Raw genomic sequence first — 24,254 nt, 5'->3', positions numbered from 1 at the left:
AGCGCGTTTGAGCAGGGTCTGACGACATCACGCGGATGCGGTGCCGGCAAGCACGGCATCCGCGCGAAGCGGTTTCGCGCACGACAAGCAGCCAACAACAAGCGCGAGGTTCCGGTGCGTGCCGCGCCCGCGACGCGGGCGGCTGCGCATCGTAGCGGTGGGGCGGCAGCATGTACGATGCCGTCGCCCCGCTTTCATCGATTACTTTTTTGTCGGTAATTTATAGGATGACTAAGCGAATTGCAGTTGTGACAGGTGGAATGGGCGGCCTCGGCGAAGCGGTCAGCATCAGGTTGAACGACGCGGGCCACCGGGTAGTCGTCACGTATTCGCCGAACAACACCGGCGCGGACCGCTGGCTGACCGAGATGCACGCGGCCGGTCGCGAGTTCCATGCGTACCCGGTGGACGTGGCCGATCACGATTCGTGCCAGCAATGCATCGAGAAGATCGTGCGGGACGTCGGCCCGGTCGACATTCTCGTGAACAACGCGGGCATCACGCGCGACATGACGCTGCGCAAGCTCGACAAGGTCAACTGGGATGCGGTGATCCGCACGAACCTCGACTCCGTGTTCAACATGACGAAGCCCGTCTGCGAAAGCATGGTCGAGCGCGGCTGGGGTCGCATCGTCAACATCTCGTCGGTGAACGGCTCGAAGGGCTCGGTCGGCCAGACCAACTACGCGGCCGCGAAGGCCGGCATGCACGGCTTCACGAAGTCGCTGGCGCTCGAGATCGCGCGCAAGGGCGTGACGGTGAACACGGTGTCGCCGGGCTACCTCGCGACGAAGATGGTCACCGCGATTCCGCAGGAGATCCTCGACACGAAGATCCTCCCGCAGATTCCGGCGGGCCGGCTCGGCAAGCCCGAGGAAGTCGCGGCGCTGGTCGCCTACCTGTGCTCGGAGGAGGCCGGCTTCGTGACGGGCTCCAACATCGCGATCAACGGCGGCCAGCACATGCATTGACGCGTGGCGGCCCGGACGGCGTTCGCGCACGTGCCGGGCCGCGTTCCGCTAGATCCAGTGCCGGAGCGGCGGCAGGCGTACCGCTTCGGTCTCGCATTCCGGAGAAGGCATGGGCGATACCTGGATAGGACTCGCGATCGGCGGTGGGGCACTGGCCGTTGCGCTGACGATGATGATCTCGCTCTATTGGCTCGAGCGGCGCCGCGCGCGGCTGCTGCGGAACTTCGATCATCGCGACTGCTGGCTCGTCGCGTACGGCAAGTGCATCGCGCGCAGGCCGGCGGGGCCGGCACGCCGCATGCGCGGCGCGCGTTGACGGCGGCGGTATCGCGGTATTGCGGTCCGCGGTTGGGCACGGTCATGCATCGCGCGGATGCAGTCGGTGATGCGCGCGGTGCGCGTGCTCAGTTGCTCTTTTCGCTCTTTCCACTCGACTCGCCCGAGTCGTTCTTGTGGAAGATCCGCTTGGTCGTGCGTTTGGTGGCATCCCAGCCTTCGCGCGATGCGTGTGCGACGCCGTGCCCGACTGCCTTCGCGGCGCTCGCGGTCGCATGGCCGAAGCTGCGTGCCGCCTCGCCGGTCTTGTGCGCGGCTTCCTTCGAATCGCGCTTGATGTCCTGCTTCACTTCCGACATGTCCGCATGCGCGATCGGGCTGATCAGCGCCAGAACGAGTGCGGTGCCAATGAACTGACGAACTTTCACGACCTGGTTTCCTTGAGTAAGCGTATTCATCGAGGATGCGTATTGCCGGCGGGCGCCGGGGAAAACGTGCCGGCCGACGATGCGTCGAGCATCACCGCGGCACGGCCGGACAGCAGCACGCGAGCGCCGCAGCGCAGCGCGAAGCCGTACAGCACCGAGCGGCCGTCGCCGCTCACGCGTTCCGCGTCGACGGTGAGCGGCTGGTCGAACGTGTCGAGCCGGTCGACGAACGCGTCGACGTTGCGCACGCTCGCGAGATAACCGACGCGCGGGCGCGCTTCCTGCGCACCGAGCAGCGCGCCGTGCACGGCCATCGCCTGCGCCGCGTATTCGATTCCGCAGACCGATGCGAGCCGGCCGTGCGAGCGCAGCGGGTTGTGCGGATCGCGGTGGCTCGTCGCGGTGCAGCTGATGCGCGCGGCGTCCCACGCATCGACCGTATCGAGCACGCACATCGCGCCGCCGTGCGGAATGTGCGCGGCGATCCACGCGTGGTCGAGCGGCGGCGTCAGTGCGATCGTGGCGGTCATCGCGCGTGCTCCGCGAAGGTGTCCGGCATCGCGATGTCGACCTGCACGTGCGTGTCGGACAGGTAGTCGAGCACGACGCGCGCCGAGCGCCGCGCGGCCAGCGCATCGAGCAGCGGCAGCACGCGTGCGGCCGGATTGCCGGTGCGCAGCGCGTCGAGCTCGGCGTTCGCGAGTACCGTGGCGGGCGCGTCGGTGAGCTGCGCATCGATGCGGGCGAGCGTGCGTTCGCTTGCTTCGGGCGCGAGCACGAGCGCGACGCCGAACGCGTCGCCGATCGGTCGTACCGCGTGCAGCGGTTCCGGGTAATCGGTGTCGTACGCGATCAGCAGGGTCGGCACGCGATCGACGACGACCTGGCACAGGCTCTCGAGCAGGCCGGCGGCAAAACTGCCGTCGTGCGCGCACAGCACGTTCGACGTCGCCATCGCGCGGGTCGCGATGCTCCAGTAACCGGCCGGTGCGTTGTGCACGGAGTTGTGGAAACGCGTCGGCGATAACTGGCGATCGTCGCCGGCGAGGGTTTCGCAGATCGCGTGGCAGTTCTGGCCATCGCCGCCGGACGCGCTGAACACGGTCGCGAGCGTCGCGGCATCGCGTCCGCTCGCGGCCACCGCCTCATGGCCGACCGCGAGCGCGACGCGCACGACGGGGCCCGTGCGGCGCCGTTCGGCCGAAGGCAGGCCGGCGGGCGGCGGTAGCTCGGTGCGTGCGCTCGCATAGGCGGCTCGGCCCGCGAGCACGTCGGCCGCGTGCGGCCAGTTGTTCAATCCCGGCCCGACGAGGCCGATGCTTTCGATGAAGGCGGTGAGTGTCATGTCGGGCCTCAACGGCGTGCGTGATCGGCGCGGCCGAGGATCAGGCTGCAATTCGTGCCGCCGAAGCCGAACGAATTGGAGAGGGCGGCGCGCACGCGCGTATCGCGGCTCGCGAGCACGTAGTCGGCGGCGAGGGCCGAGTCGGGTTGCGTCGTGTTGACGCCGGCCGGCACGAATTGCTCGCGCAGCGCGAGCGCGGCGACGACCGCTTCGAGCGCGCCCGCCGCGCCGAGCGTGTGGCCGGTCGCGCCCTTCGTCGAGCTGCACGGCGTGTGGGCGAACAGTGCGCCGACCGCACGGCTTTCGGCCGCGTCGTTGCTCGGTGTCGCGGTGCCGTGCAGGTTCACGTAGTCGATGTCGTTCGCACCGAGGCCGGCGGACGCGAGCGCCTGCTCGATCGCGACGCGCGCACCGAGCCCTTCCGGATGCGGCGACGACATGTGATGCGCGTCGCTCGATTCGCCGATGCCGAGCAGCAGGATCGCGTTGCCGTCGAGCGTGGCGGGCGGGTCGGGCACGCGTTCGACGAGCGCGAACGCGGCGGCCTCGCCGATCGAGATGCCGTCGCGCGCGATGTCGAACGGCCGGCACGGCCGGCGCGACAGCAGTTCGAGCGAATTGAAGCCGTACAGCGTCGTCAGGCACAGCGAATCGACGCCGCCGACGACGGCCGCGTCGATCAACCCGGCTTCGATCATGCGGCGCGCGGAGCCGAACACCTTCGCGCCGGACGAACACGCGGACGAGATCGCCATCGCCGGCCCGCGCAGCGCGAAATACGCGCGCACGAATGCGGCGGGCGAATACGGGTTGTGCGTCTGCGCATAACGAAAGTCGGCGGGCAGCGCACCGCTCGCCGGATCGCGGCGCTGGTACGCACGTTCGGTCTCGAGGATGCCGGCCGTGCTCGTGCCGATGAACACGCCGACGCGCGCTGCGCCGTAGCGCGCCACCGCCGCCGCGACGCCTGCGTCGAAGCCGTCCTGCACGAGGCCGAGCTGCGCGAGGCGGTTGTTGCGGCAATCGAAGTCGGTGAGGTCCGCGCGCACGGGCTGCGTATCGACACCGTCCACCGCGCCGATCCACGTGTCGAGGTCCGCGCGCTCGAAGTCGCACGGCGCGAGCCCGCCGCGGGCGTGGCGCAGCGCGTCGAGGGTCGCATCGAGGCCGCGGCCGATGCAGCTGGTGGCGGTGAAGTGCGAGAGCAGGAGAGGTTTCACGAGGGTCGCATCCGGTGGCCGGAACGGGCGCCGCAGCAGGGCTGGCACGCGTGCCGTTCGCGGTCAGATTTTATCAAACGGGGGTGCCGGAACGCCCGGCTGGCCGGGCGGTTCGGGCGCGAGCGCCGCGCGCAACGTGGTCCAGTGCAACTGCGCGTCGGCGGCCGCGCGCAGCACGGCCTGCAGCACGTCGAGCACGACCGGTTCGCCGCGTGTGTCGCGCGCCGCGTGACCGTCGTGCACGAGCAGGATGTCGCGCGCGTCGAGGCCGTGCAGCAGGCGGCGCGTGACGATCGCGGCATCGCGTGCGCGCGTGTCGAAGCCGCGCCGGGTCCAGCTCGCCAGTTGCAGGCCGAACTCGCACAGCACCGGTTCGAGAAACGGATTGCGCAGGCCGGCCGGCGCGCGGAAGAACAGCGGGCGCGTGCCGGCGATCTCGGTCAGCGTCTGCTGCGCGGCCGCGATCTCGCGCCGCAGCGCGGCCGGCCCGGACAGCGAGAACGTGTGCCGGTGCCGCTGGCTGTGGTTCTCGACCGCGTGACCGCGCGCGACGATCGCTTCGATCCACTGCGGATGGCGTCGTGCCAGATCGCCGATGCAGAAGAATGTGGCGCGCGCGTCGTAGCGTTCGAGCAGGTCGAGCACGCGTGGCGTGACCTCGGGGTCCGGGCCGTCGTCGATCGTCAGAGCGATCCGGCGGCCGGCGCCGGCCGGCAGGCGCGTCCAGTTCGGGCCGAGCAGCGTGCTGCGCGGCCACAGGCCGGCGGCGGTCAACGCGAGATGCGACGCGACCACGCCGCCGACGGCCCACGGCCACGCGGCCGGCTGCGCGACGACGGCGGCCGCCGCGCCCGCATGCAGTGCAGCCGTGCCGGCGATCAGCGGCGTCGGTTTCCAGCGGCGCACGCCGGATTGGTCGGATTGGCGCGGCGGAACGGACGACGGTGCGTTCATGCCGGGCCTCCTTGACGACGAGCATTCGCCGCGGCGCGTGGCGCGAGAATTGCCGCGAACGCGAGCGCGAGCATCGCGCCGGGGCCGACGGTCAGCCCGAAGGTTTCGAGCAGCGGCACGCGCGACAGCGCCAGCAGCCCGAAGCCGGCGACCGTCGCGAGGTTCGCGATCAGCAGCGACACGAGCGTGTACGGCGTGACGGGCTGCGCGTCGTCGCGCTTGCAGAAGAACAGCGCATAGTTCGAGCCGACCGCGACGATCAGCAGCATGCCGACGAGGTGCAGGATCGTCAGCTGCACGCCGGCGAGCGCGAAACCTGCCGTCACGACCAGCACGGCCGCGACGAGCGGTGCGAGCGCGTGCATGACGCGGCGCGGCGAGCGCAACGCGATCAGCAGCAGCACGGCGATCGCCGCGAAACCGGCGAGCGACAGCCGGATGTCCTCGTGCACGTAGCTCACGTACAGGCGATCGGCTTCGGCCTTCATGTCGACGAACAGCGCATCGGGCACACCCGCTCGGGCGACGGCCGCGCGAATCGGTGCGGCATCGAGCCCCGATGCAGGCTGCCCGGTGCGCGCGGCGTCCGGCGCGCGCAGCGGCAGCATCGCGCTCCAGCGGCCCGCGCGTTCGGTCAGCAGCGCATCGACGGCGAGCGCCATCGACGTGCCGCGCAAGTCCGCGCGCGTGAGCAGCGGCACGTGGCGCGCGGCCTCGACGTCGGCGATGAACGGCGCGAACAGGTCGGGTTTTACCGCGATCGGCTGGTTCGCGACGGCGTCGCGCATCCGTGCGGCGAGTGCGTCCGCATCCGGCAGGCTCGCCTGGCGCGCGCGCTGCGCGGCGTCGCTCGGCAAGTAGCGCGCGGGGCTTTCGAAACCCGCGAGCGCGCCTCGGTCGACGAGCGGCTGCAATTGCGCGGCGACCTGTTCGGCGCGTTCGAGCGCGGCCTGTTCGGTCGGCGCGGAAATCACGACGAGGTAGCGCACGTCGGGCGCACCGACATCGGCGCGCAGCCGCGCGTCGAGCGCCTGCGCACGTGCCGGCACGGGGCTGAGCGCGGCGAGCTCGCGGCTCCACAGGCCGTCGCGATGCAGCACGAGCGTCGCGCAGGCGGCAAGCACGAGCACGGCGAGCGGCCAGCGCAGCCGCGGCGCGGCGTCGGTCGCGCGGGCGAGCACGGCGCCGACGCGCGACACGTCGCGGATCGCGACATGCTCGCCGCGCAGGTGCGGCAGCACGAAGCGCGTGACGAGCGCGGCGGCCGTCAGCCCGACGATCGAATAGAGCCCGAGCTGCACGAGGCCCGGGAATCCGGAGAACAGCATCGACGCGAACCCGCACACGGACGTCAGCACGCCGAGCCGGATCGTCGGCCAGTACGCGGCGACCCAGGCGCGCGTCGCGTCGGCCGGGCGTGCGGCGCCGCGCGTGCCGGCCTGCGCCGATTGCACGAACAGGTAGATCGAATAGTCGACGGCTTCGCCGATCAGCGTCGTGCCGAACCCGAGCGTCAGCCCGTGAACCGTGCCGAACGCGACGCTGACCGCCGCGATCCCGGCCGCGACGCCCGTCAGCACCGGCAGCAAGCCGAGCGCGAGCGTGCGCGGCGAGCGGTACAGCGTCAGCAGTAGCGCGACGATCAGCACGACGCTTGCCGTCGACAGCCGTTCGACGTCGTGCCGAATCGTGTCGCGCATGTCGACCGAGAACACGCCGGGGCCCGTCATCGCGAGCGTGGTTGCAGCCGAGTTCGGCACGGCCTGTGTCGCGGCGGCGAACGCGCGGCGCACCGCGTCGATCGCGCGGGCCTGCGCGTCGGTATCGGAACCGGCGGCGGCCGTCTGCACGACGAGCACCGCGCGCGAGCCGTCGCGCGACGCCCACACGCCGTCGCGGCTCGCCGGTTCCGCCGCGCTGTCGAGCTGGTCGACGAGCGCGGCGACTTCGCCGGTCGGATCGCGCGGCAGCATCGCCTTGGCCACGAGGCCGGCCGACGAACTCAGCAGGTCGAGGCTGTCGCCGAGCGCCTGGTGCAGGCCGTCGGCGCTGAAGCGCTGCGGCGTGACCGCCGGGCTCAGCAGGTAGCGGTGATCGAAGATGAATTGCCGGTCGCGCACGTCGTTCGCGGCTTCGCCGTTGTGAGCCGCCGCGAACTGCGGATCGGCGCGCAGCGCGCCGGCGACGCGCCGCGACAGCGCCGCGCGCGTGCTTGCGTCGCCGCCGTCGATCGCGACGAGGATCAGCCGCGACACGATGCCGTCGCGCAACTGGTCGACGAGCACGCGCTGTCCGGCGCTCGGCGAGTTCGGCAGGAACGCGGACAGGTCGGCCGTGAAGTGCGCGCGCCCGATCGCGACGCCGCACGCGACGAGCGCGAGCAGCCACACGAGCACCGCGCGCTGTCGCAACGCGTGCAGGCGGCGGCTGACGGGCGAGGGCCGGATGCGCTGGTCCATCAGTTCGGGTTCGCCGGAACGGGTTGCAGGCGCATCACCGAATGGTCGCCGTCGGCCTGCCGGATCGCGACGCTGCGCAACATGTCGCGCGTGCCGTCGAGCGTGATCGTGCTGACGACCTTCAGCATCCGCGAGTCGAGCGGCGTGAGCGTCAGCGTCCAGTCGTCGCCGCGTCCGGCGAGCGCGACCTTGTAGACCTGTTCGAGCGCGAAGCGGTTGCCGGCGAGCGTCGCGCGGATGCTGTCGATGAACGCGCCGAGTTCCGGATAGCGTGCGAGCGCGAGCGTGTACTTGCGGTTGTTGCGCTCGACGGTGAGCATGTCGCCGTCGACCACGAGGTGTTCGGGCTTCGGGCTCAGCGTGTGCTTCTCGAGATGGTCGGGCGCGACGAACACGAGTTCGCCGGACGATTCGACCGGCTGCGTGGCGATTGACAGGTACTTCGTCTCGGTGAACGTCGCGCGTCCCGACTTGTGCTGCGCGAGCGTCGCCATCAGCCGGTCGAGGTTCCAGGCCGCCCCCGTGTCGGCCGCGTGCGCGGGCATGGCCAGCGCGATCGCGGCCGCGGTCGCGGCGACGCGGAGCGTGCGGACGGCACGACCCAGCGCGGGCGGGAACGGAAGCAGCGGCAAGGACAGGAAGCGGCGAACGGCGGTCATGCGTCGGAATCCCTCGTGGCGGGCAGGTCGGCACCGGCGTGCGCCGCATCGCGGCGCGCGGCCGCGGCATCGCCGCCGTGCCAGAAATCGAAATAGTTGAACCAGTTGTACGGTGCCGCGCGGCAGTACTGGTCGAGCAGCGCGACGTAGCGCGCGAGTGCCGCGTCGACGGCCGCCGCGCGTGCGTCGCGCGACACGTCGGAGAAATCGGCGAGCGTCTCGAAGTGCACATCGTAGCGATTGCCGTCGCGATAGAGGCCCGTCATGAAGATCACCGGGCGCCGCAGCATCGCCGCCATGTACAGCGGCCCGAGCGGGAACGCGGCCGGCGCGCCGAGCAGCGGCAGCCGCCGCAGCGACGCGGCCGCGTCGTCGAGCAGCGTGCGGTCGGCGAGCATGCCGATCATGCAGTTCGCGTCGAGGCGCTCGCGCACCTTCAGCATCGAGTCGACCTGCCCGAGCGGGATCACTTCCGGCTTCGCGGCGGGATTCACCGCGGCGAGCGTCGCGTTGATCTTGCGCGCGTTCTTCTCGTACATCGTGATGACGACGCGCAGGTCCGGATGCGTGCGGCCGATCGCGCGCACGACCTCGAAACTGCCGAGGTGCGCACCCATCAGGAACGCGCCGCGTCCGCCCGCGAGCGCATCGTCGACGAGCGTTTCGCCGTGCAGCCGGATGTCGAACAGGTCGAAGCGTCCGTTCATCAGGTAGATGCGGTCGTGGATCGTCGCCGCGAAGGTGAATACATGGCGGTACACGTCGCGCCAGCGCGCGGGGCGGCCGAGCACGCGGCGCAGGTAGTCGCGCGACGCCGCGCACGCGACCGGCGAGAACAGCACGAAATACGTCGCGATCAGATGCAGCACGATGCGCGCGCGCTGCCGGCCGAAGCGCAGCGAGATCCACGTCATCGCGCGCAGCAAGCCCGCATTGCTGCGCTCCTGGCGTTCGGCCCACGCGGTGCGCTTCATGGCTGCGCACCGTCCTGCGCGGCCGGCGGCGCCGACAGCACGCCGGTCGCGACCTCGCGCGACCCGGTGCGCAGCGTGAAGCGGATCGCGCCGCTGGCTGCGGTATCGAACGCGAGATCGAGCGGTTCGCCGGGGGCGACCGGGCTCAGGAATTTCGCGGACCCGAGCCGCCACGCGTGCAGCGGACGGTTCAGCGCCGCGCCGATCGCGTGGATCGCGTGATCGAGCAGCACGACGCCCGGTACGACCGGATGGTCGGGGAAGTGGCCGGGCAGCGCCGGATGGTCGGCGGGAATCGTGAACGCGAGCGAGGGCGCCGGCGTGTCTGCCGCGGCGGGTGCGGCGGGTGCGGGCATCGGCGCGGCCGTGGCGTGCGCGTGTCGCGCAACGAGCGCGGCAAGCACGTCGCGCGGCAGCTTGCCCGTTTCGTTGCGCGGCAGCGCGTCGACGAACACGAGCGGGCGTGGCATGAACGCGGGATCGATCCGCTCGCGCAGCGCGCGCTGCAGATCGGCGGCGGTGAGCGTCGGCGCGACGACGAGCGCGACCAGGCGCGTGACCGGTTCGAGATCCGTGTCGGCGTGCGCCGGTGCGGCTTCGTCGGGCATGAAGAACACGCCGTCGACCACCGCCGGAATCGCGTTGAGCTGATGGTTCAGGTACGCGAGCGACGTGCGCTTGCCCGCGATGTTGACGAGGTCCGCCTTGCGTCCGTGCAGCAGGAACCGGCCGTCGCCGAGCAGTTCGAGCGCATCGCCCATCGGCACGGGCGCCTCGACGTGCCCGCCCGACACCCAGACGGTCGGGCCGCCGTCGTCGCCCGTGCTGTCGCTTGCCGGTTCGTCGCGCGCGTCGAGCCGGATGTCCGGGAACAGTTGCCATGCCGCGCCTTGCGACGTGCGGCGGGTCGCGATCTGGCCGGTTTCGGTGCTGCCGTAGATTTCGACGAGCGGCGCGTCGAGCGCGGCCTCGGCTTCGCACGCGAGTTTTTCCGACAGCGGCGCGGTGGCTGACAGCACGAGCGCCGCGCGCGGCAGCGCATGGCCGGCCGACAGCAGCGCGCGCAGGTGGATCGGCGACGTGACGAGCACGCGCGGCTGCGGGATCGTGTCGAGTTCGTCGCGAATGTCGATCGGGTAGAACGGCTGGCGGTTGCTGAACGCGAGGCCGCCGATCAGCGCGAGCAGCACCGTCGACTCGAAGCCGTACATGTGCTGCGCGGGCACCGTGCCGATCAGCGTCGCCGCGCGGCCGTCGAGCAGCCCGAGGCGGTCGGCCGCCGCGCGCACGCAGCCGACCAGGAAGCCCCAGGTCTTGCGGTGCGGCACCGGCGCGCCGGTCGAGCCGGAGGTGAATACGTAGGCCATGATCCGCGCCGCATCGATCCGCGGCACGGCGAACGGCGCATCGTCCGCGAAGTCGCCGGGCGCGGCATCGGGATACGCGAAGCGCGGCAGGTCGATCGTGCAGTCGGGCGCGTCGTGCAGGCAGAACGCGTCGGGCGCGAAGGACGCGAGCTGGCGGACCATTTCCGGCGTGTGCGTCGACGGCAGCAGGCTGATCTTGCCGGCGACGAGCGCCGCGCACAGGCTGACCGCGAAACGGTAGCGGTCGCGGCACACGTTGAACACGTGCGCGCCGGCGGGCAGCGCGGCGGCCACGCGCGCGACGTCGGCGATGAACGCGCGCACGGTGACGGGCGCGCCGTCGCGCCAGGCGATCGTCTGGTCCGGCGAGGAATGGAATACCAGCGGGTGAGTCGGCATAAATCGGTAAAAACGGGAGCAAAGACCGGCGCGGCCGCGTTGCGGCGCCGCGCCGGCCGTGAATTCATCGTGAGGCCTGCGGCGCCTGTGTTGTCGCGCGATACGCGCGCACCGCGTCGACCATCCGCGGCCGCGGCTCGTGCGGCAGCGCGAAGCGCCGGCACGCATGCTCAGCGGCGAACATCACGGCGACGAGCGGCAGCGACAGGTAGTTCGCGAACGTCGACCACGCGACGATCGGCGCGGTCGCGAACAGCAGCGTCGACACCGCGGCGATCGCGACGAAGAACAGCGTCCACGCGAACGTGATCTGCCGCGTGTAGCGTGCGACGGCCGGCGTGACCGTGCCGTGGATCATCGCCGCGAAGCGCGTGCACAGCGGCACCTTGCCGGCCGCGAGCGTGCGGCCGAACAGCAGCGCCATCGCGATGTTGAAGCTCGCGTGTTCCAGATACAGGCCCCATTCGAAATGTCGCGCGAGCGGCGCGCGGGCGGCCCACAGCAGGGCGGCGGCAAGCAGCCACGCCGGCACGAACCACGCACGTCGCGGCGAGCGCAGCGCCGCGCCGAGCGCGAGCAACAGCGGCGGCACGAGCGCCATCGCGAGGCCGAAGCCGTGTGCGCCGGGCGTCGCGGCCGCGTAGTGCGCGCCGGCCTGGTAGGCCGCCACGGCGCCGACCGCGGCGACGCCGCGCGCGATGGGCAGCAGCCGGCTCATCGACGGCCTCCGGGCGTGCGGCGCGGGCACACGTCCCCGGCGGCGGCCGAACGGCGGCGGACGGGCGGGTGAACCGGAACGGAGCGGAAGGACGGGCGCGGCATGACTGGAGACATCGGGCGGGTCGTGGCCGGACGCGGTGGTCGGGCCGTCAAACATCATATGAATGGCGGCCGGGACGCAGGTCCGGGCCGGTGGTCGGGCACGCTCATTTTAGGGCCCCGGCACCGCGTGTTCGGGGCACGCGTGAACGGGTTTTGTAACCGATTGTATGGCACCGGATGAGGTGTTTCGCAGGGTCGGTCCATTTCCGTCCAAAGCGGCTCAAGCGTCTCGTGCATTCGGGTCCCGAAACGGGGTGCGGCGCAGGCCCGCCAGTCTGTAACCATTCCCGGTATACGACCCGATACCCTTCGTCTAGAATCCGCGTAACTTTTACCAACGATCCCCAAATAACGCAGGCGGGGACGCCGGCAGACGCCGGAGGGACGGAGATTTGCACGCGCCGGGCGTGCACGACAGTTGCCGTTTCCGGGCGCCTCCCGCTGCCATGGGCCGCCTGCCCGCACGCATGATGAACGCACTGGAACAAGAGCTCGCCACGCTGATCGTCGGCGAATTGAATCTCGAAGACGTCCCGCTCGAAACAGTGACGGCCGGGACCCCGCTGTATGGCGAAGGGTTCGGGCTCGACTCCATCGACATCCTGGAAATCGCGCTGCTGATCTCGAAGAAATACGGCTTCGAACTGCGCTCGGACAATCCGGACAACCAGAAGATCTTTGCGACGCTCGGCGCGCTGGCCGCGTACGTCGCCGCGCATCGCACGAAGTGACGGCGGCGCGCATGGGCGCGGCGCGCGGGGATGACGGCACGCGGCGGCAATCGGCAGACGATTCGCCGGCGCGTCGATCAACGTGAAACGCGATGAACGGAGCAAATCGATGCGGGCGCTCGTGACGGGCGGCAGCGGCGCACTCGGGCAGGCGATCTGCACGGCGCTCGCGCAGGCCGGCCATGAAGTGTGGGTGCATGCGAACCGCCATCTCGCGCAAGCGGAAGCGGTCGCGCAGCAGATCGTCGCGGCCGGCGGCACCGCGCGCGCGATCGCGTTCGACGTGACTGACGCCGATGCGACGCTCGCCGCGCTGGCGCCGCTCGCCGACGACGTGCCGGTGCAGATCCTCGTCAACAACGCGGGCATTCACGACGACGCGCCGATGGCCGGCATGTCGCGCCAGCAGTGGCACAGCGTGATCGACGTGACGCTCAACGGCTTTTTCAACGTCACGCAGCCGCTGCTGCTGCCGATGATCCGCACGCGGCGCGGCCGGATCGTCAACATCGCGTCGGTGGCCGGCGTGACCGGCAATCGCGGGCAGGTCAACTACGCGGCCGCGAAGGCGGGGCTGATCGGCGCGACGAAATCGCTGTCGCTGGAACTCGCGTCGCGCGGCATCACCGTGAATGCGGTCGCGCCCGGCATCATCGAATCGCCGATGGCCGAGCACGCGTTTCCCGCCGAACGCATCAAGCAGCTCGTGCCCGCGCAGCGCGCGGGTCGGCCCGACGAAGTCGCGGCGATGGTCGCGTATCTGGTATCCGACGCCGCGGCCTATGTGACGGGGCAAGTGTTGTCCGTCAACGGCGGGCTCGCATGACGAAGCGCGCGGCGTTGGCTTGAACGTAATGCAACGCGGCGCAGGGCCGCGTTGGCGCGCGGCCTGCGCCGCATAGTGAGGAAATCGAAGTGTCCGTGCATCCAGTCGACGCCGAACGGCGCCCGTGTTCCCTGTCGTCCGCCAGTGCGCCCGTCGCGCGCGGGCAGTCGGCGGCCGGGCCGGCCGCATCGCGATCGCGTGCGCCGCTCGCGCGCGGCGGCGACCACGCATTGCGGCTCGTCCAGATGAGCCATGCGCGGCTCGCCGCGTTGCTGCACGATGCGCGTATCCGCGGCGATGGTTTCGACCACGCGTTTCCCGGTGCGCTCGGCGCGGTGTGCATCGGCTCGGCCGGGACGCACGATGAGTCGCAGGCCGGTGCAGCGGCACGGATGTTGACCGATGCCGCGCCCGATCTGCCGATCGCGCCGGTGCAGATGGCGCTGCTCGGCGCCGGTGCCGAGCCGGCCGATGCCGTCTGCGAAATCTGGCAATGCAATGCGCGCGACCTGCGCAGCGAACGGCGCGGCGCGCTGCACTATCGCTACAGCGAAACGGCGGGCCTCGTGTTCGGCAGCATCGTCGTGCACGAGCACGATATGCCCGACGCGCATCGCGACGACGGCACGCCGCTCGAACGTGCGACGCACGACGCATACCGCGCGCTGTTCGACGTACTCGATGCGCTCGGCATGCCGCATCCGCTGCGCATCTGGAATACCGTGCCGGCGATCAATGCGGTGCAGTTCGGGATCGAACGCTATCGTCAGTTCAATATCGGCCGTCAACACGCCTTCGACGCGTGCCGCCGCGCACTGACGGGCGGCGTGCCGGCCGCGTGCGCGCTCGGCTCGGTCGAGGCGGTCGCGGGCGATGCGATGCCCGCCGCGCCGCTCGCGATCCATTTCCTCGCGAGCCGCACGCCGGCCGATCCGGTCGAGAACCCGCGCCAGGTCAGCGCGTATCACTATCCGGCGCAGTACGGCCCGCGTGCACCGACGTTCGCGCGCGCCGCCGCGTGGGCGGACGGCGACGCCGCGCCGGTGCTGTTCGTGTCGGGCACCGCGAGCATCGTCGGGCATCGCACCGTGCATCACGGCGACGTCGTCGCGCAAACGCGCGAGACGGTCGCGAACCTCGCCGCCGTGCTCGAGCAGGCTGCGCGGCAGGGGCATGGCCCGTTCTCGCTCGCCGACTTGAGCTATCGCGTCTACGTGCGCGATGCCGGCGACACCGCGGCGCTGGCCGCGATCGAGCGCGTGCTGCGCGATGCGGCCGGCCCAGGCGTGCGGCCGCTCTTCGTGCATGCGGACGTGTGCCGCGACGACCTGCTGGTCGAGATCGAGGCCAGCGCGGGTCATACGGCGGAGTGGCTGTCATGAAGCGCGACAACCTCACGCTCCGGCAACGGGCGCCGCACGCGGACGGCATCGACGAAGCCCGCCGGCAGTCGCCGGCAAGTCATAAACTTTTGTCAGGATCCCCGTCTTCGCAATCGGCCGTTCCCATGTCCACGCTGCACGCCTCGTCTACCCATCTCGTTCTGATTCCCAGCTACAACCCGGGCGCCAAGGTCGACACGACCGTGCGCAATGCCCGTGCGCAGTGGAGTCCGGTGTGGGTCGTCGTCGACGGCAGCACCGACGGCAGCGCCGAACGGCTGCAGGCAATGGCCGAGCGCGATCCCGGGCTGCGCGTGATCGTGCTGCCGGAGAATCGCGGCAAGGGCGCCGCGGTGCTCGCGGGGCTCGACGCGGCTGCCGCGAGCGGCTTCACGCACGTGCTGACGATGGATTCCGACGGCCAGCATCCGGCCGACCTGATTCCCGCGTTCATGGCCGAGTCGCAGGCCGCGCCCGACGCGATGGTGCTCGGCGTGCCGAAGTTCGACGCGAGCGCGCCGCAGTTGCGCGTACAGGGGCGCCGGCTGTCGAACGCATGGGCCGACCTCGAGACGCTGTGGGCCGGGATCGGCGATTCGCTGTACGGCTTTCGCGTGTATCCGGTCGCACCGCTGGCCGCGATCATGCGCCGCCAGCCGTGGATGCGCGGCTTCGACTTCGATCCCGAAGCGGCCGTGCGGCTGTGCTGGGCCGGCGTGCGTCCGATCCGCATCGACGCGCCGGTGCGCTATTTCGGCCGCCACGAAGGCGGCGTGTCGCACTTCCATTACGGCCGCGACAACGCGCTGCTCGCGTGGATGCATCTGCGCCTCTTCACCGGCTTCGCGGTGCGGCTGCCGATGCTGGTCGCGCGGCGGCTGACACGCCGCCGCGATCAGGCGGCCTGAGCGCTACACCCGGTTTCCGTCCCGATCATCGCCCGGCCGTGGCGATTGCACCGATTTTCGCCGTTAATCCCGTCCCGGATCACTGTTTAATCTCAATCCGCTGAGTAATAAAGGTGTCATCGGATGTAAACATCTGGTAATTTTCTGCCGGATTATGCAAAATCGCCGCTTCCAAATACAACTATCGAGAGATCCGGGATGCAACTCAAGAAAGCGGTGGCAGCGTGTGGCGTGGCGTTTCTGTTGAGCGCATGCGGTGGGGTGCAGAGCCTCGACGCGAACAGCCTGACGTCGGCGGGCACGAACCTGTACAAGGCAGCGACGCTGTCGGATGCGGACATCGCCGCGCTGTCGAACGACTCGTGCAAGTCCAGCGACGCCGAATCGAAGATCGCGCCGGCGAACAGCGCGTATTCGAAGCGCCTGACGAAGGTGATGAAGGGCTTCGGCGACATGACGCTGAACGGCCAGAAGATCAACTACAAGGTCTACATGACCAAGGACGTCAACGCGTGGGCGATGGGCAACGGCTGCGTGCGCGTGTACAGCGGCCTGATGGACATGATGAACGACGACGAGCTGCGCGGCGTGATCGGCCATGAAATGGGCCACGTCGCACTGGGTCACTCGAAGAAGGCGATGCAGACCGCCTACGCGGTGAGCGCGGCGCGCAGCGCGGCCGGCGCGGCATCGCCGGGCGTGGCGGCACTGTCGAGCTCGCAGCTCGGCGACATCACCGAGAAGTTCATCAACGCGCAGTTCTCGCAGACGCAGGAAAGCGCGGCGGACGATTACTCGTTCGACCTGATGAAGCAGAAGGGCATGACCCAGAAGGGCCTCGTCACCGCCTTCCAGAAGCTCGCGAAGCTCGATGGCGGCCAGAGCTCGATGATGAGCTCGCACCCGTCGTCGGCGAGCCGTGCGCAGCACATCGAGGATCGCATCGCGAAGGGCAGCTGATCGAGCAGCCGAGCGCCGGCCAGCGCAGGCCGGCATCGGCAATCGGTACGCAGAAAACAAAACCCCACGCTCTTCCGGGCGTGGGGTTTTGCTTTTTGGGGTGCGCGCCGCTTACGGCACCATCCCCGGCAGCACGTAGGCCTGCACGAGCGTGATCAACCCGACGACCACCGCGAACAGCAGGCTGTGCCGCACCGTGAAGCGGAACAGCTCCGACTCCTTGCCGACGAGGCCCGTCGCCGCGCAGGCGACCGCGATCGACTGCGGCGAGATCATCTTCGCGGTCACGCCGCCCGTCGTGTTCGCGGCCACCGCGAGCGTCTCGGGCACGCCGAGCTGATGGGCGGTGGCCTGCTGCAGCGAGCAGAAGAGGGCATTCGACGACGTGTCCGAGCCGGTCAGGAACACGCCGAGCCAGCCGAGGAACGGCGAGAAGAACGGGAACGCGGCGCCGGTCGCGGCCAGCATCAGCGCGAGCGTCGACGACATCCCCGAGTAGTTCGCGACGAACGCGAACGCGAGCACGAGGCCGATCGACAGGATCGGGCGCGTCAGTTCCTTCAGCGTCTCGCCGAACGTGACGAGCGCGTCGCGCGGCTTCATCCGCAACAGCGCCATCGAGATCAGCCCGGTCACGAGGATCGCGCTGCCCACCGCCGATACCAGGTCGATCTTCAGCACGGCTTCGAGTGCCTTTGGCGTCGCGGCGATCGGCGCGGTCTTCACGACGAGCTGGTCGAGCCCCGCCACATGGAACTTCAGCACGGTCGACGCGAGCGCGCCGTGTGCGGCGAACAGCGCCTTGAACGGCGCGATGCTCCATACGGTGACGACGGCCGTCAGGATCAGGAACGGCGACCATGCGCGCACGGTCTGCGCGAGCGTGTACGGCGACGCTTGCCGGCTCGAACCGGCGCCAAAGCCGTTGCTGCCCGCACCGAACCCGGCCAGCGCCGCACCGCCGCCGGATGCGACGATGCCGCCGGCCGGCTGCCGCGCGGTGCGCGGCTGCCACACCTTCAGGAACGCCGCGAGCGCGACGAGGCTGACGAGCGACGACGTGATGTCCGGCAGCTCGGGCCCGATGTGGTTCGACGTGAAGTACTGCGTGACCGCGAAGCTGCCGCCCGCGACGAGCGCGGCCGGCCAGGTCTGCCGCACACCGCGCAGCCCGTCCATCATGAACACGAGCCAGAACGGCACCGCGAGCGACAGCAGCGGCAGCTGGCGGCCGGCCATCGCGCCGATATGGAACGGGTCGATGCCCGTCACCTGTCCGGCGACGATGATCGGGATGCCCATCGCGCCGAACGCGACCGGCGCGGTATTCGCGATCAGGCACAGCCCGGCCGCGTGCAGCGGGCGAAAGCCGAGGCCGACGAGCAGCGCGGCCGTGATCGCGACGGGCGCGCCGAAGCCGGCCGCGCCTTCGAGGAACGCGCCGAACGAGAAGCCGATCAGCAGCATCTGCAGGCGCTGGTCGTCGGTGATCGACAGCACGGACGCGCGAATGATGTCGAACTGGCCGGTCTTCACGACGATCTTGTACAGGAACACGGCCGCGACGATGATCCACGCGATCGGCCACAGGCCGTACGCGAAGCCGAAACCGGCCGCCGCGAGCGCCTGCGGCACGGGCATGCCATACGCGAGGATCGCGACGCCGAGCGACAGCAGCAGCGTGATCGCGGCGGCGACGTGGCCCTTCATCCGCAGTGCGGCCAGCGCGACGAAAAAGAAGATGATCGGGATCGCGGCGACGAACGCCGACAGCCCGAGGCTGCCGAGCGGGGTGTAGATCTGATGCCAAACCTGCATGGATGTCTCCTCCATCTGTGTCTGTATTTCTATGGGTAAGGGCGGGAAAACGGTGTTCTATTCGGGCTGGCCGCGTGCGCGCAGCAGGTCGGACAGGCTGCGCGGCGCCGGTTCGAGCGGCGTGCGGTGCTGCGTCCAGCCCATCTGTTTCGCGGGCGTCAGCGCACGCAGGCGCGTCGCGGCCCAGCGGAACGCGCGGTACGCACGCGGATGCGCGAACGCGCCCGACCAGAAGCGCCACACGAGATCTTCCGCGCGGTTGTAGTTCGCACCCTGGCCGCGCAGCGGATGCGCGACGGGTTCGTCGGGCTTGCGGTTCGCCTCGGTGCGCAGCCGCACGAGCAGTTGCGGGATCGGGATCCGGACCGGGCACACCTCGCCGCACGCGCCGCACAGCGTCGACGCGGTCGGCAGGTCGGCCGTCGCGTCGAGGCCGAGCAGGTGCGGCGAGATGATCTTGCCGATCGGCCCCGGGTAGGTGGTTCCGTATGCGTGGCCGCCGATGCGCGTGTAGACGGGGCAGTGGTTCATGCACGCGCCGCAGCGGATGCATTGCAGCGTCGCGCGCAGTTGTTCGTCCGCGTAGGCCTGCGTGCGGCCGTTGTCGAGCAGCACGAGATGCAGCTCGTGCGGGCCGTCGCGTTCGCCGTCGCGGCGCGGGCCCGAGATCAGGTTGAAGTAGGTGGTGATCGCCTGACCGGTGGCCGAGCGCGTGAGCAGGCTCGACAGCGGCACGATGTGCTCGAGCTTTTCGACGACCTTTTCGATTCCCATGATCGCGATGTGCGTGTCGGGCACCGTCGTCGACAGGCGGCCGTTGCCTTCGTTCTCAACGAGCCACAGCGTGCCCGTGTCGGCCGCCGCGAAGTTCACGCCGGACAGCCCGATGTCCGCGTCGGCGAACGCGCGGCGCAGCGCGCGCCGGCCGGTCTGGATCAGCTCGTCGACGTCCTCCGTGTACCGCGTGCCGGGGATGTGCGCCTCGAACAATTCGGCAATGTCGCCGCGCGTCTTGTGGATCGCCGGCATCACGATATGCGATGGCTTCTCACCCGCGAGCTGCACGATGAACTCGCCCATGTCGGACTCGATGCAGTCGACGCCGTGCTCCGCGAGGTAATGGTTCAGCTCGATTTCCTCGCTCGCCATCGACTTGCCCTTGATCACGCGGCGCGCCTTCTTCGCCTGCGCGATGTCGAGCACGATTGCGTTCGCGTCGGCGGCCGTCTCGGCCCAGTGCACGTGCACGCCGGCTTCGGTGAGCTTCGCCTCCAGTCGTTCGAGCAGCGCGGGCAACTGCGCGAGCGCGTGCTGTCGCACGGCTTCGCCGAGATCGCGCAACTGCTGCAGCTCGGTGTCGTCGGGGAACTGCGTCGCGCGCTTGCCCTGCAGGAAGTCCATCGCGCCGCGAAAGCTCTGGCGCAGCGCGGGATCGTCGAGCGCGGCGCGCGCGCGGGCCTTGAAGTCGCCGGGGGCGACGAATTGCAGCGTGCGGTCGCTCATTGCGGCAGGTCCTCGCAGGCGGTTGCGGCCGGCCGGTCGGCCGGGTCGGTGACGATCACGACCCACAGGCGGCGCGGGCCGTGCGCGCCATAAGCGAGCGTCTGCTGGATGTCGGAGGTCTTCGACGGCCCCGACACCAGCACGAGGTTGGTCGGCATGCCGGCGTGCCAGCGTTCCGCGTGCACGGCTGCGTGCAGATCCGCATGCAGCGTGCTTGCGTGGACGAGCGCGACATGCAGCGGCGGCACCAGCGACACCGTGCGTGGCGTGCCGGCATCGGGTGCGAGCACGACGGTGCCGGTTGCGGCGATACCCGAGCGCGCCACGGTGAAGCCCGCGTCGATCGTGTCGAACAGTTCGGCCTTCCATGCGTCGATCGGCCGGTCGAACGGAACGGGCGCGACCGTGTCGGGCAGCGCGCGGGCGAGGGCCGCGGATTCGGCGCGGTGCGGATCGAGCAGCAGGCGGCGCACGCCGGCGTCGGCGAGACGCGCGGCGAGCTGCGCGGGCCATTCGTCGCCGGTCGCGCACCAGACGTCCGCGTGCGAGGCGGCGAACGCGGTCTGCATCGCCTGGGCGAGCGCGTGCGGATCGCGCGCGGCCGATGCGCGGCGCGTGTCGTAATGCGTGTCGATGCGAGAGTCGAGCGCGGGGGCGGCCGTCGCGGCGACGCCCGGGGCCGTGGCGCGCAGGCGCGCGAGAATCGCGGCGCGCCCGTTCATTGCTGGTCTCCGCGCAACGACGCGGCGCCGGCCGTGCGGCGCCACAGGAAGCTCGCGAGATGTTCGACCGGCAGCGGCGCGCCGGACTGGGTCGCAGCGTGGCCGATGTTCAGCAGGCAGCCGCAGTCCGCGGACACGAGCCGGTCGCAGCCGGTCGCGCAGGCTGATGCGACCTTGTCGCGCACCATCGCGCCGGAGATGTCGGGATGTTTGAGCGAGAACGTGCCGCCGAAGCCGCAGCATTCGGATTCGCGTTCGTGTTCGATGCGCGTCACGCCCGGCAACGCGTCGACGAGCGCGACGCCGTGCCCGCGCGTGCCCATCTCGCGCCGTGCCGCGCACGACGTGTGCAGCACGACGCGTTCGGCGGGCCCGGCGCTTGCCGCGGCCGCATCGAGTTGCACGTCGAGCACATGGACGAGGAATTCGGCGAGCTCGTAGGTCCGCTCCGCGATCGCGCGGGCCTTCGGGCCGTGGACCGGATCGTCGGCGAACAGCGCCGGCCAATGGTGCCGGATCATGCCCGCGCACGAGCCGGACGGCACGATCACGGGCCACGGTTCGGCGAACAGGTCGAGCTGCGCGGCCGCGACGCGGCGCGCTTCGTCGGGATTGCCGCTGCTGTAGGCCGGCTGCCCGCAGCAGCTCTGGCCGCGCGGATAGTGGACGGTCAGGCCTTCGCGTTCCAGCAGGCGGACCGCGTCGAGCCCCGCTTCGGGGACGAACAGGTCGACCAGGCAGGTCGCGAACAGGTAAACGTGCGCGGTGGCGGCGGGGTACTGCCTTTCGTTCATGTCTCGCTCCAGAGGCGACGGCCCGGCATGCGGATGCGGGACGACGATTTCGCTGCATAATTCCCGCGACGGCGCCGCAGTTCAAATTGGTTGGGCCAATCGGCGCGACGGGCATGACGGGAGGGGGACGCGACGATGGCAGCGATGACGGCACGGGGCCGGACCGAAGTGGTGATGCGCAAGATCGAGACGGCGCTGCTCGACGGCACCTGGCCGGCCGGTGCACGCCTGCCGGCCGAGCGCGTGCTCGCGCAGCAGTACGGTGTCGCGCGCAATACGGTGCGCGAGGCGACCCAGCGGCTCGTCGCGCGCGGGTTGCTGCAGAGCCGGCGCGGCGCGGGCGTGTACGTGACGGACCAGTTGCGCGCGGGCATCGCGTCGCCGTGGGGCCAGTTGGTTGCCGACCATCCGGCGCTGCGCGACGACATCCTCGAATTCCGCCGCGTGCTGGAAGGCGCGACCGCGTATTTCGCCGCGCTGCGGGCCGACGCGAACGACCGCCGCCGAATCCGCGCGCTGCTGCGCGAACTCGAAACCGCGCATGCGAACGACGACCGGACCGTCGAGGCCGCGACCGACGCGAAGCTGCACGAGGCGATCGCGCTCGCGTCGCGCAACACGATGTTCCTGCACCTCCATACGAGCGTGATCGGGATGCTGCGCGAGCACATTTCGATCAACGTGGTCGGCATGAGCGTGCAGAACGAGCAGGCGGACCAGTTGCTGCTGCAGCACCGCGCGGTGTGCGACGCGATCTGCGCGCACCGGCCCGAGGAGGCGCGCACCGCGATGCAGACGCACATCGATTACGTGCGCAGCCATTTCGAGCGCAGCGACGACGCGCGGTGAAATTGGTCGGACCGCTTCGGCGCATGGCCGGTGCGGCGGGCGGGGGCGACGGATGCATCGCCGGCTTCCGGACGGCGGCCGTTCGCCGGTGGCCCGCGCCGGCCGCCGCCTCCGCGGTGCGCCACCTACGCTTGCCGCGCGATTGACCGGTTCATCGGGCGCCCACTAGAATCGGCCGGAACCGCCCGCCAGCCGCGCGCCGCGGCGAATGCGGACTTTTGTTCCGCCAGTCGAGGAAGTTTCCGTGCTCACGTCTTTCATCCGGCGCGCGCCGGCCGCGCCGTCGTGGCGCGCCGTATGCGGCCCGGCCCGTGCGCTGGCCGTCTGCGTGTTGCTGTCGCTTATCGCCGCGTGCGCGACGCATCCGCCCGCCACCACGCTCGATCGCCCGGTTTCCCATGCATTGCCGCCCGATACGGCGACGCCGTTGCGCGACGCGCTGGCCGCGCCCGAGGCCGCGCATCCGGGCCAGTCTGGCTTCCGGCTGCTGCCCGACGGCGCCGCGGCGCTGCAGATGCGCATCGCGCTTGCCCGCGCGGCGACGAAGACGCTCGACATGCAGTACTACATCGCGACCGAGGACACGACCGGCAAGCTGCTGCTCGCCGCGGCGCTCTACGCGGCCGATCGCGGCGTGCGCGTGCGGATGCTGGTCGACGACCTGAACTTCCGCGACATCGATCGCATCATGGCCGCGCTGAACACGCACCCGAACATCGAGATCCGCGTGTTCAACCCGTTCGGCGCATCGCAGCAGCGCATGGCGGAGCGCACGACCAACTTCTTCACGCGCATCGACAGCTTCACGCGCCGGATGCACAACAAGGCGATGATCGCGGACAACCAGATCGCGATCGTCGGCGGGCGCAATCTCGGCGATGAATACTTCAGCGCGAGCCCGACGCTGCAGTTCCGCGATCTCGACGTGCTCGCCGCGGGCCCCGTGACGAATGACATCTCGGCAAGCTTCGACACCTATTGGGCGAGCGCGAGCAGCTATCCGCTGAGCGTGCTGAATCACCAGTCGTTCGATCCGAAGGATCTCGACGCGATGCGCGACGAGTTGCGCGACCACTGGCGCAAGAACGCCGATCCGTACAACGCGAAGCCCCTGAACGCGACGCCGCTCGCGCAGCAGATCGCGCGCGACGAGCTCGCGCTCGTGTGGGCGCCGGCCGAGTTTCAGGCCGACGCACCCGACAAGGTCGCGCAGCCAACCGACGCGTACGTGAGCCCGCCGATGCAGCGCCTCGTCGAGCTGACGCGCGGCGCGCAGCAGGAATTCCTCGCGTTCTCGCCGTATTTCGTGCCGCACGACGCGGGCGTGAAGATCCTCGGCGACACGACCGCGCGCGGCGTGCGCGTCGCGATCCTGACGAATTCGCTCGCCGCGACCGACGCGGTCGCCGTGCAGGCCGGCTACGGGCCGTACCGCGTGCCGCTGCTGCAGCACGGCGTCGAGTTGTACGAGTTCAAGGCGCAGCCCGGCCGGCAGCGCCCGCGCCTGTTCGGGTCGGGTTCGCGTGCGAGTCTGCACGCGAAGGCGTACGTGATCGACCGGAAGATTCTCGTGATCGGCTCGATGAACCTCGATCCGCGTTCCGCGCACCTGAATACCGAACTGGCGCTCGTGATCCACAGCCCGGCGCTCGCGCAGCAGGTCGCGACGATCTTCACGCGCGTGACGCAGCCGGACGAAAGCTATCGCGTGAGCCTCGCGACGCCGGCGGGCGGCGGCGCGCCCGCACTCGAATGGACCGGTACGGACAACGGCCGGCCGACCACCTATCACGTGGATCCGGGCGCGGGGCTGCTGCGCAACCTGATGACCGGCATCTTCATGCTGCTGCCGGTCGACGATCAGCTTTAAGGGACGGAAGCGCTCCG

At 70.3% G+C, this 24,254-nt stretch carries 23 protein-coding genes and 1 pseudogene; 10 read left to right on the top strand and 14 right to left on the bottom strand.

Translation table 11 applies throughout. From position 1 onward, the window contains the following. The 3 genes and pseudogenes from ACTRWB_RS27270 to ACTRWB_RS27260 all read left to right on the top strand — a co-directional run. A pseudogene (locus tag ACTRWB_RS27270) lies at positions 1–219 on the top strand (hypothetical protein); the annotation flags it as partial. Between the two features lie 8 nt (positions 220–227). After that, positions 228–971 (top strand): acetoacetyl-CoA reductase, encoded by a 744-nt coding sequence (phbB, locus tag ACTRWB_RS27265; protein WP_048242790.1) that lies wholly within the window; start codon positions 228–230, stop codon positions 969–971. 109 nt (positions 972–1,080) lie between these two features. Next, positions 1,081–1,287, top strand: coding sequence for a hypothetical protein (locus tag ACTRWB_RS27260; protein ID WP_419685334.1), 207 nt, complete (start codon positions 1,081–1,083; stop codon positions 1,285–1,287). An 88-nt stretch (positions 1,288–1,375) separates the two neighbouring features. On the opposite strand, the gene ACTRWB_RS27255 is transcribed toward ACTRWB_RS27260, so the two are convergent. From ACTRWB_RS27255 to ACTRWB_RS27210, 10 genes are all read right to left on the bottom strand, one after another. Then, on the bottom strand, positions 1,376–1,705 hold the full coding sequence (locus ACTRWB_RS27255) for a hypothetical protein (RefSeq protein WP_226800052.1): 330 nt from the start codon (positions 1,703–1,705) through the stop codon (positions 1,376–1,378). After that, a complete protein-coding gene (locus tag ACTRWB_RS27250; RefSeq protein WP_446903643.1) occupies positions 1,702–2,205 on the bottom strand; it encodes a hotdog family protein in 504 nt (167 codons plus the stop codon). The genes ACTRWB_RS27255 and ACTRWB_RS27250 overlap by 4 nt, the downstream gene beginning before the upstream one ends. Continuing rightward, positions 2,202–3,020: a beta-ketoacyl synthase chain length factor gene (locus ACTRWB_RS27245; RefSeq protein WP_446903642.1), complete on the bottom strand. Its 819-nt coding sequence runs from the start codon at positions 3,018–3,020 to the stop codon at positions 2,202–2,204. Before ACTRWB_RS27245 ends, ACTRWB_RS27250 begins: the two co-directional genes overlap by 4 nt. A gap of 8 nt (positions 3,021–3,028) precedes the next feature. Continuing rightward, on the bottom strand, positions 3,029–4,240 hold the full coding sequence (locus ACTRWB_RS27240) for a beta-ketoacyl-[acyl-carrier-protein] synthase family protein (protein WP_446903641.1): 1,212 nt from the start codon (positions 4,238–4,240) through the stop codon (positions 3,029–3,031). Between the two features lie 63 nt (positions 4,241–4,303). Next, positions 4,304–5,194, bottom strand: coding sequence for a polysaccharide deacetylase family protein (locus tag ACTRWB_RS27235; protein WP_446903640.1), 891 nt, complete (start codon positions 5,192–5,194; stop codon positions 4,304–4,306). Continuing rightward, positions 5,191–7,653, bottom strand: a complete 2,463-nt coding sequence (locus tag ACTRWB_RS27230) for an MMPL family transporter (protein ID WP_446903639.1) — start codon at positions 7,651–7,653, stop codon at positions 5,191–5,193. The genes ACTRWB_RS27235 and ACTRWB_RS27230 overlap by 4 nt, the downstream gene beginning before the upstream one ends. Then, positions 7,653–8,312, bottom strand: coding sequence for an outer membrane lipoprotein carrier protein LolA (locus ACTRWB_RS27225; RefSeq protein WP_446903638.1), 660 nt, complete (start codon positions 8,310–8,312; stop codon positions 7,653–7,655). The genes ACTRWB_RS27230 and ACTRWB_RS27225 overlap by 1 nt, the downstream gene beginning before the upstream one ends. Continuing rightward, positions 8,309–9,286: an LpxL/LpxP family acyltransferase gene (locus ACTRWB_RS27220; protein ID WP_446903637.1), complete on the bottom strand. Its 978-nt coding sequence runs from the start codon at positions 9,284–9,286 to the stop codon at positions 8,309–8,311. The genes ACTRWB_RS27225 and ACTRWB_RS27220 overlap by 4 nt, the downstream gene beginning before the upstream one ends. Next, a complete protein-coding gene (locus ACTRWB_RS27215; protein ID WP_446903636.1) occupies positions 9,283–11,052 on the bottom strand; it encodes an AMP-binding protein in 1,770 nt (589 codons plus the stop codon). The genes ACTRWB_RS27220 and ACTRWB_RS27215 overlap by 4 nt, the downstream gene beginning before the upstream one ends. A gap of 64 nt (positions 11,053–11,116) precedes the next feature. Beyond that, positions 11,117–11,770, bottom strand: coding sequence for a hypothetical protein (locus ACTRWB_RS27210; protein WP_446903635.1), 654 nt, complete (start codon positions 11,768–11,770; stop codon positions 11,117–11,119). Positions 11,771–12,320: 550 nt separating this feature from the next. Here ACTRWB_RS27210 and ACTRWB_RS27205 point away from each other — a divergent pair. The 5 genes from ACTRWB_RS27205 (at position 12,321) to loiP (ending at position 16,681) form a co-directional block, all read left to right on the top strand. Further along, a complete protein-coding gene (locus tag ACTRWB_RS27205) occupies positions 12,321–12,605 on the top strand; it encodes a phosphopantetheine-binding protein (protein WP_129512972.1) in 285 nt (94 codons plus the stop codon). A 109-nt stretch (positions 12,606–12,714) separates the two neighbouring features. After that, complete coding sequence (gene fabG / locus ACTRWB_RS27200; RefSeq protein WP_129512971.1) at positions 12,715–13,431, top strand: 3-oxoacyl-ACP reductase FabG; 717 nt, start codon at positions 12,715–12,717, stop codon at positions 13,429–13,431. 89 nt (positions 13,432–13,520) lie between these two features. Continuing rightward, positions 13,521–14,813 carry a chorismate transformation enzyme, FkbO/Hyg5 family gene (locus ACTRWB_RS27195; RefSeq protein WP_446903634.1) on the top strand — a complete coding sequence of 431 codons (1,293 nt, stop codon included), beginning with the start codon at positions 13,521–13,523 and terminating at the stop codon, positions 14,811–14,813. A 125-nt stretch (positions 14,814–14,938) separates the two neighbouring features. Further along, the gene (locus tag ACTRWB_RS27190; RefSeq protein WP_446903633.1) at positions 14,939–15,721 is read left to right on the top strand and encodes a glycosyltransferase family 2 protein; all 783 of its coding nucleotides are present in this window, start codon (positions 14,939–14,941) and stop codon (positions 15,719–15,721) included. Between the two features lie 198 nt (positions 15,722–15,919). Further along, positions 15,920–16,681, top strand: a complete 762-nt coding sequence (gene loiP, locus ACTRWB_RS27185) for a metalloprotease LoiP (protein ID WP_129512968.1) — start codon at positions 15,920–15,922, stop codon at positions 16,679–16,681. Between the two features lie 111 nt (positions 16,682–16,792). On the opposite strand, the gene ACTRWB_RS27180 is transcribed toward loiP, so the two are convergent. Genes ACTRWB_RS27180 through ACTRWB_RS27165 form a run of 4 tightly spaced genes read right to left on the bottom strand, consistent with a single transcriptional unit; the run spans position 16,793 to position 21,518 of the window. Then, positions 16,793–18,499 (bottom strand): lactate permease LctP family transporter, encoded by a 1,707-nt coding sequence (locus tag ACTRWB_RS27180; protein ID WP_446903632.1) that lies wholly within the window; start codon positions 18,497–18,499, stop codon positions 16,793–16,795. A 57-nt stretch (positions 18,500–18,556) separates the two neighbouring features. Further along, complete coding sequence (locus tag ACTRWB_RS27175) at positions 18,557–20,002, bottom strand: LutB/LldF family L-lactate oxidation iron-sulfur protein (protein ID WP_446903631.1); 1,446 nt, start codon at positions 20,000–20,002, stop codon at positions 18,557–18,559. Then, a complete protein-coding gene (locus tag ACTRWB_RS27170) occupies positions 19,999–20,724 on the bottom strand; it encodes a LutC/YkgG family protein (protein ID WP_446903630.1) in 726 nt (241 codons plus the stop codon). The genes ACTRWB_RS27175 and ACTRWB_RS27170 overlap by 4 nt, the downstream gene beginning before the upstream one ends. Further along, positions 20,721–21,518, bottom strand: coding sequence for a (Fe-S)-binding protein (locus ACTRWB_RS27165; protein ID WP_446903629.1), 798 nt, complete (start codon positions 21,516–21,518; stop codon positions 20,721–20,723). The genes ACTRWB_RS27170 and ACTRWB_RS27165 overlap by 4 nt, the downstream gene beginning before the upstream one ends. 135 nt (positions 21,519–21,653) lie before the next feature. Here ACTRWB_RS27165 and ACTRWB_RS27160 point away from each other — a divergent pair, with 135 nt between their 5' ends. Next, the gene (locus ACTRWB_RS27160) at positions 21,654–22,367 is read left to right on the top strand and encodes a FadR/GntR family transcriptional regulator (RefSeq protein WP_129512963.1); all 714 of its coding nucleotides are present in this window, start codon (positions 21,654–21,656) and stop codon (positions 22,365–22,367) included. A 244-nt stretch (positions 22,368–22,611) separates the two neighbouring features. Beyond that, a complete protein-coding gene (locus ACTRWB_RS27155) occupies positions 22,612–24,237 on the top strand; it encodes a phospholipase D family protein (RefSeq protein WP_446903628.1) in 1,626 nt (541 codons plus the stop codon). Positions 24,238–24,254: the final 17 nt, after the last annotated feature.

This window comes from Burkholderia sp. YIM B11467, from assembly GCF_052952715.1.
This window is presented reverse-complemented; position numbering and strand designations above follow the sequence as displayed.

What these genes read in the sequence shown, in the direction of transcription:
- fabG (WP_129512971.1), top strand. Translation starts at nt 12,715, where the DNA reads ATGCGGGCGCTCGTGACGGGCGGCAGCGGCGCACTCGGGCAGGCGATC.
- loiP (WP_129512968.1), top strand. Translation starts at nt 15,920, where the DNA reads ATGCAACTCAAGAAAGCGGTGGCAGCGTGTGGCGTGGCGTTTCTGTTG.
- ACTRWB_RS27160 (WP_129512963.1), top strand. Translation starts at nt 21,654, where the DNA reads ATGGCAGCGATGACGGCACGGGGCCGGACCGAAGTGGTGATGCGCAAG.
- ACTRWB_RS27215 (WP_446903636.1), bottom strand. Translation starts at nt 11,052, where the DNA reads ATGCCGACTCACCCGCTGGTATTCCATTCCTCGCCGGACCAGACGATC.
- ACTRWB_RS27210 (WP_446903635.1), bottom strand. Translation starts at nt 11,770, where the DNA reads ATGAGCCGGCTGCTGCCCATCGCGCGCGGCGTCGCCGCGGTCGGCGCC.
- ACTRWB_RS27255 (WP_226800052.1), bottom strand. Translation starts at nt 1,705, where the DNA reads ATGAATACGCTTACTCAAGGAAACCAGGTCGTGAAAGTTCGTCAGTTC.
- ACTRWB_RS27170 (WP_446903630.1), bottom strand. Translation starts at nt 20,724, where the DNA reads ATGAACGGGCGCGCCGCGATTCTCGCGCGCCTGCGCGCCACGGCCCCG.
- ACTRWB_RS27165 (WP_446903629.1), bottom strand. Translation starts at nt 21,518, where the DNA reads ATGAACGAAAGGCAGTACCCCGCCGCCACCGCGCACGTTTACCTGTTC.
- ACTRWB_RS27250 (WP_446903643.1), bottom strand. Translation starts at nt 2,205, where the DNA reads ATGACCGCCACGATCGCACTGACGCCGCCGCTCGACCACGCGTGGATC.
- ACTRWB_RS27235 (WP_446903640.1), bottom strand. Translation starts at nt 5,194, where the DNA reads ATGAACGCACCGTCGTCCGTTCCGCCGCGCCAATCCGACCAATCCGGC.
- ACTRWB_RS27220 (WP_446903637.1), bottom strand. Translation starts at nt 9,286, where the DNA reads ATGAAGCGCACCGCGTGGGCCGAACGCCAGGAGCGCAGCAATGCGGGC.
- ACTRWB_RS27205 (WP_129512972.1), top strand. Translation starts at nt 12,321, where the DNA reads ATGGGCCGCCTGCCCGCACGCATGATGAACGCACTGGAACAAGAGCTC.
- ACTRWB_RS27225 (WP_446903638.1), bottom strand. Translation starts at nt 8,312, where the DNA reads ATGACCGCCGTTCGCCGCTTCCTGTCCTTGCCGCTGCTTCCGTTCCCG.
- ACTRWB_RS27260 (WP_419685334.1), top strand. Translation starts at nt 1,081, where the DNA reads ATGGGCGATACCTGGATAGGACTCGCGATCGGCGGTGGGGCACTGGCC.
- ACTRWB_RS27190 (WP_446903633.1), top strand. Translation starts at nt 14,939, where the DNA reads ATGTCCACGCTGCACGCCTCGTCTACCCATCTCGTTCTGATTCCCAGC.
- ACTRWB_RS27180 (WP_446903632.1), bottom strand. Translation starts at nt 18,499, where the DNA reads ATGCAGGTTTGGCATCAGATCTACACCCCGCTCGGCAGCCTCGGGCTG.
- ACTRWB_RS27230 (WP_446903639.1), bottom strand. Translation starts at nt 7,653, where the DNA reads ATGGACCAGCGCATCCGGCCCTCGCCCGTCAGCCGCCGCCTGCACGCG.
- ACTRWB_RS27245 (WP_446903642.1), bottom strand. Translation starts at nt 3,020, where the DNA reads ATGACACTCACCGCCTTCATCGAAAGCATCGGCCTCGTCGGGCCGGGA.
- ACTRWB_RS27175 (WP_446903631.1), bottom strand. Translation starts at nt 20,002, where the DNA reads ATGAGCGACCGCACGCTGCAATTCGTCGCCCCCGGCGACTTCAAGGCC.
- phbB (WP_048242790.1), top strand. Translation starts at nt 228, where the DNA reads ATGACTAAGCGAATTGCAGTTGTGACAGGTGGAATGGGCGGCCTCGGC.